Annotated in this window: 7 protein-coding genes; 5 read left to right on the top strand and 2 right to left on the bottom strand. The window is 71.8% G+C overall.

Annotated elements, in window-relative coordinates; all coding sequences use genetic code 11:
• Nucleotides 1-447: fibronectin type III domain-containing protein (locus AB0M20_RS18710; RefSeq protein WP_364299689.1), on the top strand; the 447-nt coding region annotated here is incomplete at its 5' end.
• Here AB0M20_RS18710 and AB0M20_RS18705 read toward each other — a convergent pair.
• Nucleotides 431-2,512: a hypothetical protein gene (locus AB0M20_RS18705; RefSeq protein WP_364299687.1), complete on the bottom strand. Its 2,082-nt coding sequence runs from the start codon at nucleotides 2,510-2,512 to the stop codon at nucleotides 431-433. The two genes, AB0M20_RS18710 and AB0M20_RS18705, sit on opposite strands and share 17 nt — an antisense overlap.
• Before the next feature lie 183 nt (nucleotides 2,513-2,695).
• On the opposite strand from AB0M20_RS18705, the gene AB0M20_RS18700 reads away from it, so the two are divergent.
• Both AB0M20_RS18700 and AB0M20_RS18695 read left to right on the top strand, forming a co-directional pair.
• Nucleotides 2,696-3,067 (top strand): tetratricopeptide repeat protein, encoded by a 372-nt coding sequence (locus AB0M20_RS18700; RefSeq protein ID WP_364299685.1) that lies wholly within the window; start codon nucleotides 2,696-2,698, stop codon nucleotides 3,065-3,067.
• 10 nt (nucleotides 3,068-3,077) lie between these two features.
• On the top strand, nucleotides 3,078-3,341 hold the full coding sequence (locus tag AB0M20_RS18695) for a Smr/MutS family protein (protein WP_364299683.1): 264 nt from the start codon (nucleotides 3,078-3,080) through the stop codon (nucleotides 3,339-3,341).
• A 6-nt stretch (nucleotides 3,342-3,347) separates the two neighbouring features.
• Here AB0M20_RS18695 and AB0M20_RS18690 read toward each other — a convergent pair whose 3' ends face one another.
• On the bottom strand, nucleotides 3,348-5,720 hold the full coding sequence (locus tag AB0M20_RS18690; RefSeq protein WP_364299681.1) for a M20/M25/M40 family metallo-hydrolase: 2,373 nt from the start codon (nucleotides 5,718-5,720) through the stop codon (nucleotides 3,348-3,350).
• A 66-nt stretch (nucleotides 5,721-5,786) separates the two neighbouring features.
• Between AB0M20_RS18690 and AB0M20_RS18685 the strand changes: the two genes are divergently transcribed.
• Complete coding sequence (locus AB0M20_RS18685) at nucleotides 5,787-6,128, top strand: hypothetical protein (protein ID WP_364299679.1); 342 nt, start codon at nucleotides 5,787-5,789, stop codon at nucleotides 6,126-6,128.
• Between the two features lie 76 nt (nucleotides 6,129-6,204).
• Nucleotides 6,205-7,292, top strand: a 1,088-nt coding sequence (locus AB0M20_RS18680) for a fused response regulator/phosphatase (RefSeq protein ID WP_364299677.1), incomplete at its 3' end; no start/stop codon positions are given.

Raw genomic sequence — 7,292 nt, 5'->3', positions numbered from 1 at the left:
CCCGCGGCCGTGACCGCGGTCCGGACCAAGGCGGTGAACCGCGGCCTGCAGATCTCCTGGCGTCCGGTGGCCGACTTCGGGTCCGGCGACTTCGTCTCCTACCTGGCCGTCACCTCCGATTTCGGCGCTTTCTGCGAGGTCACCACGCCGACCGGGACGGGCTGCCGGTTGACCGGGCTGACCAACGGGGCGGACTACGACGTGACCGTGCTGACGTATGCGACCGAGGGCAGCACGATCAGCGAGTTCACGACCGCTGCGCCCGGAGTGACCACGGCCGCCTCGCCGACCCGGCTCGCGCCCGCCGAACCTCCCGGCGAGGGCGGCGGCGATCTTCCGTCGACCGGCGGCGAGCCGGTCGTGTGGTCGACGGTTGCGCTGGGCTTCCTCCTGATCGGGCTGGGACTCGCGGCACTGACAGTCAACAAGGTCAGGCGGGCCCGGTGAGCTCGAGCGCCGCGTCCCGGAACACCGACGCGCCCTGCTTGAGCCGCTCGGTCCAGTGCGGCCGGTTCCAGTTCACCCAGGTCACGTCGCCGACGAACTGATCGGTCCCGGAGGCCGACACCACCACGCCCGCGCCCGGGCCGACGACCAGCTTCAGCTTGCCGTTGCGCGGCATCCCGATCATGTGGGCCGACGGGTCGGCGAAACCGAGCAGCGCCCACGGCACCCGCACCACCAGGTCGCCGTCCTCGACCCGCCACAGCGACCGGCTGTCGGCGTCCTCGTCGTCGGGGTTCCAACTCCCGTAGCGCAACGCACCGGCGTTGATGATCTCCGCCGGGAGACGACGCTCGGGGAAGGGACGGTTCACGATCAGCTCGAACCGCTGCCACCCGCCCGAGGGCCGTCGCAGACCGGGATAGTCCAGCCGGAGGGGATCGATCACGTCCCGCAGGTACGCCTGCCCGGTGCGCTCGGTCAGGTCGAAGGTGAGCGCGGCGTCGCCCATCCGGTCACCCGACCCGGGCGGCGGCGCGCCGACCACCGACGGCAGCACGTCGAAGGACAGCGTCAGGGCGGACGGCGCCGGGTCGCCCAGGCCGATCCGCAGATGCGCGTACGACTCGTCGACCCGGGCGGTGACCCGCCGGGCCGGCCAGGCGCCCTCGGTGTCGAACAGGTACTCGGCCGCGGTGTCGGGCGGGCCGGCCGCATCCATGGCGATCAGCCCGAAGTGCTGCTCGTTGGTGTACGGGTCGTGCCACAGTTGCCGGCGCTCGGGGTCCTGGTGCGCGATGGTGTTCCAGGTGAACTTGAACCACTCGTCCACCCAGCCGAACAGGAAGCCGCCGCCGAGCCCCTGATCGTGGATCACCCGCAGCAGCTCGGCGTCGATCCGCATCGCCTCGCGCTCGCTGTGGTCGCCCTGCGAGCGGCCGAGCGGGCTGTTGTGCGCCGAGCCGATCGACGACGGCACGCCGAACTCGGTGACCAGCGTGGGCGTGGACCCGTGGTGGCGCTTCAGGGACCGCAGGTACGCGGCGTACGGGTCGGACCGGCCGGCGTACTCGTACCGCTGGAAGTCCGGGTAGTACGGGTAGGCGTGGTAGCTGGCGAACGTGCCGGCCGGCCACGCGGCGGACGCCCGGACGTGGTTGGCGTCGAGCTGGAGCAGGTCCTCCTGCTCGAGCGGCTCCTCGGGGTGGCGCAGCGGGTCGGTGGTCGGCCAGTTGGTGAACGCGATCGGCTGGCTCATGCCCCGCGCGGCCTGATGGGTGGCCAGCTCGTTCATCCGCGCGGCCAGCCAGCGCTCGGTCGGCGTCGCGTCTCGCGTACTCGAGAAGAACTTGCCCTTGACCTGCGGCGCGGCCGCGTTGCGCCGATCCGAGGCGACGCCCGCGTAGGGGTCGAGCTCCACGCCGATGATCCAGCCGCACAACCAGGGCGTGACGTCGGTGTCCCAGGTGCCGCTCGCCCGCCCACGCTGCGGCTTGCGCTGCAGCGAGCCGGCCACCGCGTCCGAGGCGTCCTTCAGCTCCGCCCGGAAAGCGCTGGTCACCGCCTTGTCGTAGAGGTCGTTCTTCTCGACGTACGACTCGTCGGGGAAGTAGACGCCCTGCATCAGGTAGAGCGGTCTGTCCGGATTGCCGTGGTTGTAGCGGGCCAGCTCCTGGTAGAAGGCGGGCGGGTGGATCGTGTAGACGCGAACCACCCGCAGCCCGAGCCAGGCCATCGCGGCGAACCAGGTGCGGTACTGCGCCCGCGTGACCGACAACTCGCCGGGCTGGTGCCCCGGCGTCGTGCTGCCCAGGTTGACGCCGGGCAGGAACGTGACGTCGCCGTGCGCGGTGTGCAGTGCGAAGCGGCCGTCGCCCGCGGTGGCGATCAGGTTGAGGCCGGCCTTCATGCGGACGGCGGGCGCCCAGTCGGCGCCGGTCGGCGGAGAGGCGATCCGGTCCATGCCCTGGATCGCGAAGGCGTCGCTGGTCACTACCGGCGACGCGACCGCGGAGGTCAGCGGAAGGCACATCGCGAGCGTGACGGCGACGATGGCGGCGGCCTTCAACCGTCCGAATCTTGGGCGCGCGGGAGCTCGGACCAGATGGCTCGGAAAGTCCCCCACGCAGGCATTCTCCGCACCAAGGGTTGCAATATGAGGGGTTTTGCCCAGACGCTGGAGCTGGCCGTTGGCTCGATGTTGTGCCAGCGTTGGTCTTCTCTCATCGGGCGCGAGAGTGGGGAGCGGGTTGTGGATCTTCTCGAGGAGTACCGCCGAGCGACCTTCATCTTCGAGTCCGGCGACCCGCTCGGTGCGGCGAAGGTGCTCGAGCCCATCGTCGAGGCCGAGCCGCGCAACGCCGCGGTGCGCCAGCTGCTGGCCCGGGCGTATTTCAACTCCGCTCAGCTGGCCGGCGCCGAGGCCCAGTTACGTGCTCTGATCGAGCACGATCCGTCGGACCACTACGCGCACCACGTGCTCGGCCGGACTCTCGAGAGGGCCGGCCGGTTCCGTGAGGCCCTCCCGCACCTGCGGCTGGCGGCGGCGATGAAGGAGCACGGCGACTACCAGGAGGCGCTGAACCGCGTCGAGACGTGGCTCGGCAAGAACGACCAGCCTTAGTCTTGGCAGCGTGAAGCTGAAACTCGATCTCCACGACATCTACAACAAGGGCGGCCAGATCGACAAGGCGCTGCGCGATGTCGTCAACGAGGCGGTGGCCAAGCGCATCAAGCTGGTCGAGATCATCCCGGGCAAGGGCAGTGGGCAGCTGAAGAAGAAGGTACTGCGCTTCCTGGACCAGAAGGAGATCAAGCAGCTGTACCACCGGGTGGAGAAGGACGGCCAGAACTGGGGCCGCCTCTTCATCCACTTCCGGTTCGACAACCAGCGCTGATCCGGCTCAGAAGTCGTACGTGCGGGCGATCGCCAACTGATCCGACGAGTGCGAGCCCATGACGCCCACGTCCGCCGGGCGGATGCGGAAGCCCGGGACGAAACTGACCCCGTCGCTGACGTCCATCGCCCGATAGCGGATCCGGCCCTGGTTGCCGACCCGCAGGATCACCTCCACCCCCTCGGCCGGTGGCGCGTGGAAGACGAAACCGAAGCCCCAGCCGTCGCCGGCCTCCCTGTCGACCGGGATGGACCGGCCGCCCGCCGACGCCGCCGTCACCCCGGCGTCCGCGGCCACGTGCAGGGCGACGAAGCGGACCGGCCGCTGCGGCCGCAGGCGCAGGCGCAGGATGCGGTCCGCGCGGCCCCGGGTGTCGCTGATCCTCGTCAGCAGCGGCGCCGGGAAGTCGATCGCGGCGGCCGGGCCGGAGTGGAACTCGTCGGCGCCGAAGGCCGGGAAGGCCGCGGTCACCGGCGCCTCTCCGCCGGACACGAACTGTGACGTCCACTCGCCGGGTTCGCTCTCCCCGCTGAGCCAGCGAGCCTGGCCGGTGTTCGCGTCCAGGGCGTACATCAGGTTGGTCGGCACCGGATGCGCCTCGTCGAACCGGTCGACGCGCAAGCCGTTCGCCGTGCAGCCGATCACCGCGGCCAGCGCCAGCAGTGTGGGCAGCAGGCCCAGCCGGCGGGCCCGCAGCGCCGCCATCGCCCGCTGGCCGCCGGCCTCCGGGTGCAGCAGGTCGATCGCCGGCAGCAGCGCCAGCCCGAGCAGCGTGACGAGCAGGGCGCCCGCCCCGGCCAGCTGCATGCCCAGCGCCGGGAAGAACATCACCACCAGCGGGAGCAGCACGATCATCGACGCCGCGCCGCCGAGCGCGATCGCGAGCACCGAGCCCCAGCCGCCGCGCAGGGCGATCGCCAGCCGCCCGAAGACCGCGCCGGCCAGGGCGGGGAGGGCCGCCAGATACGACCCGCCGGGCGCGAACCACGCGAGCACCAGGCCGAGCACGGCGAGCCAGCCGAGCCCGCCGACGGCCAGCGCGGTGGGCGAGAGCCGGCGGCGCAGGATGGCGTACCAGACGACCAGGATCAGGGCGGACAGCGCCACCACTGCCAGCCGGAACCACAGTGGACGGTACGGGTCGATCGGCAGCACCACGTACTCCGGGCGGATCCTGGTGATCACCAGCCACAGCACCTGGGCCAGCACCGGAGTCAACGCGATCGGCACGACGGCGAGCACGAAGCCGCCGATCAGGCGCTTGCGGGTGACGTAGCCCCGGCGGCGGGCCGCGGCGCCCAGCCAGCACACGGCCAGCAGCGCCACGACCGCGATCGGCCACACCAGAAAGCTCGGGTAGTGCGCGAGCATGCCCGGCACCGGGAAGTAGGTGGCGTCGCTGCGTGCCTCGAGGTCGTTCAGGTCGCGCCCGCCGAACGCGCGAGTCAGCGCGAGCGCGTTGTCTCCATGCTGCTGCAGGCTGTCACGGTCCATCTCGCCCGGTGTGTCGGTGGGGGCGTGATAGTTCGCGGCGCCGTCGATGTAGGCGGCGTTCAGGCCGCGGAAGCCCGCGTTGCGGAACGCCGTGAAGTCGGTGTCGTTCGGCAGCAGGCGGTAGACCTCGACGGCGAACGAGGTGCCGACCGGCTTCGGCGCGCCGGCCAGCACGCCGATCAGCTCGTTGTCGTCCGGTGACGTCTCGAAGGTGATCACTGGGCCGCGGCTGCCGCGGGCCTCGAAGTTGAGCACCACGCCGCCGTCGCGGGCCAGCGGATGCTGCTGCACGAACGCCTGTGCGCCGCAGAGGCATGCCTCCTCGGCGTCGGTCAGCACCACCACGACGTCGTTGCGCAGCCGCGGCCCGGTGGTCAGCGCCCGGACCGCCTCGAGGATCGTCGAGACGCCCGCGCCGTCGTCGTTCGCGCCCGGCCCGGTCTGCACCGAGTCGTAATGCGCGACCAGAAACACCCGTCCGGTGGGTGCGGTGCCGGGAATCGTGGCCACCACGTTGCGTACGCGGGCCATCCCGATCCCGCCCGCACCGGCCGAGAGCCGGGTCCCCTCCTCGGTCACCGTGTCCTGCACCTGCGGGTCGAGCCCGAGGCCCCGGAGCACTCCGATGATCTGCTCACGCACCCGGTCGTTGGCCGCGCTGCCCGCCGGGTGCGGCACCGAGGCCATGGCCTCCACCTGCTGAAACGCCCGGCCGGCGCTGAACTCCCCGGGCGGCGCGCCGGCGTCGCGGGCGGCCGGCGGCCGGATGGACCACCCCGCCGCCACCCCCGCGGCGGCCAGTGCCAGCACGGTGACCAGGGCGGCGAGCAGTCGTGGCCGGGGGCGGGCCAGGGCGCGGTCGGGGGCGTCACGCATGGGTGACATCTAATCGTGCCGTGCCGGAGGCGGGTACCCGGGTGATCTCTCCGGCGGGTGGCATAACTTAAACGCGTGACCGAGCCGTTCGATCCCGCCGCAGTGGTCGCGGAGTTCATCGACCGGGTCGGTCCCTACGACCCGGCGCCGGACGCCGCGCCGGTGGCCGTGCTGGGCGTACGCACCGCAATGGGCGACACCATCTTCACGGTCGGTGATCACGTGGTGCGCGCGCTGTGCAAGGCGCTGGATGCCTACCGCGATCCCGACGACCGCGGCACCTGCATCGGCTGCGGCGGCCGGCGGCTCGACGAGAACCTGCACTGCCGTGACTGCGGGCAGTTGCACGGCATCCTCGGCGAGGTGATCGCCCAGCACGTGCGCCGGGTGGCCGCCGAGAGCGGTGGCGCCGAGTGACTTCGATGTTGTGTGTCCGGCCGCCGTGCGTCACCATCTGCTCGTCACGCCCGGCCGAGTCGAGTGGGGTATCGGCATGACGGAACGGTCGGTCGCGCCGAGGACCGCCGCGCCACCGGGGCTCAGCCCCGAGCGACTGCGCATCCTGCTGGTCGAGGACGACGAGGGAGACGCCTTCCTGGTCCGCGAGCTGCTGGACGAGGCCGGCGCCCCGTTCGAGCTGACCGTGGCGACCAGCCTGCGCGAGGCCCGCTCGCTGACCCGCGGCATGCACTGTGTGCTGCTCGACCTGGGCCTGCCCGACGCCGAGGGCATCGACGGGCTGCGCCGTTTCCTGGCCATCGCGGGCAGCGCCGCGGTGTGCGTGCTGACCGGCCGCTCCGACGAGCACCTGGGCGTCGCGGCCGTCGCCGAGGGCGCACAGGACTATCTGGTCAAGGGCCAGGTCGACGGCGTCCTGCTGACCCGGTCACTGCGCTACGCGGTCGAGCGCAAGCGGGCCGACGAGAACGCGCGGCGGCTGCGTGAGGTGGAGCTGCGGCAGTCCGAGTCGGCCCGCCTGGAACGCGGCCTGCTGCCCCAGCCGCTGATGGAGACCACCAAGGTCTCGGTGCACACGTTCTACCGCTCCGGCCGGGCGCTCGGCCTGCTCGGCGGCGACTTCTTCGACGTCATCCAGGTCGGCGAGGACAAGCTGCACGTGATCGTCGGGGACGTCTGCGGGCACAGCGTCGACGAGGCCGCGCTGGGCGTGGAGCTGCGGGTCGCCTGGCGGGCGCTGGTCCTGGCCGGGGTGCCGGACGAGCAGATCCTCGGCGCGCTGGAACAGGTCCTGATGACCGAGCGACGGGCGCGGGAGGTCTTCGCGACGGTTGCGGCGGTGGCGATCAATCTGACCGACGACACGGCGACGGTACGCCTGGCCGGCCATCCGCCGCCGGTCCTGCTGGCCCGGGGCGAGGCCGCGCCGGTCACCGCGCGCACCGGGATCGTGCTGGGCGTACGCCCGACGCCGACCCCGGCCAGCGACGTGACCTTCGACAGCGAGGACTGGTCGCTGCTGCTCTACACCGACGGGCTGATCGAGGGGCACACCGGCGTCGGCAACGATCGGCACGAGGTCGAGGGCCTGTGTGCGCTCCTCGACGATGATGCCGCCCGCGA

This window comes from Actinoplanes sp. NPDC051633 (assembly GCF_040681735.1).
Lineage (GTDB): Bacteria > Actinomycetota > Actinomycetes > Mycobacteriales > Micromonosporaceae > Actinoplanes.
The sequence above is the reverse complement of the archived record's forward strand: the minus strand, read 5'-3'. Positions and strand labels throughout refer to the sequence as shown.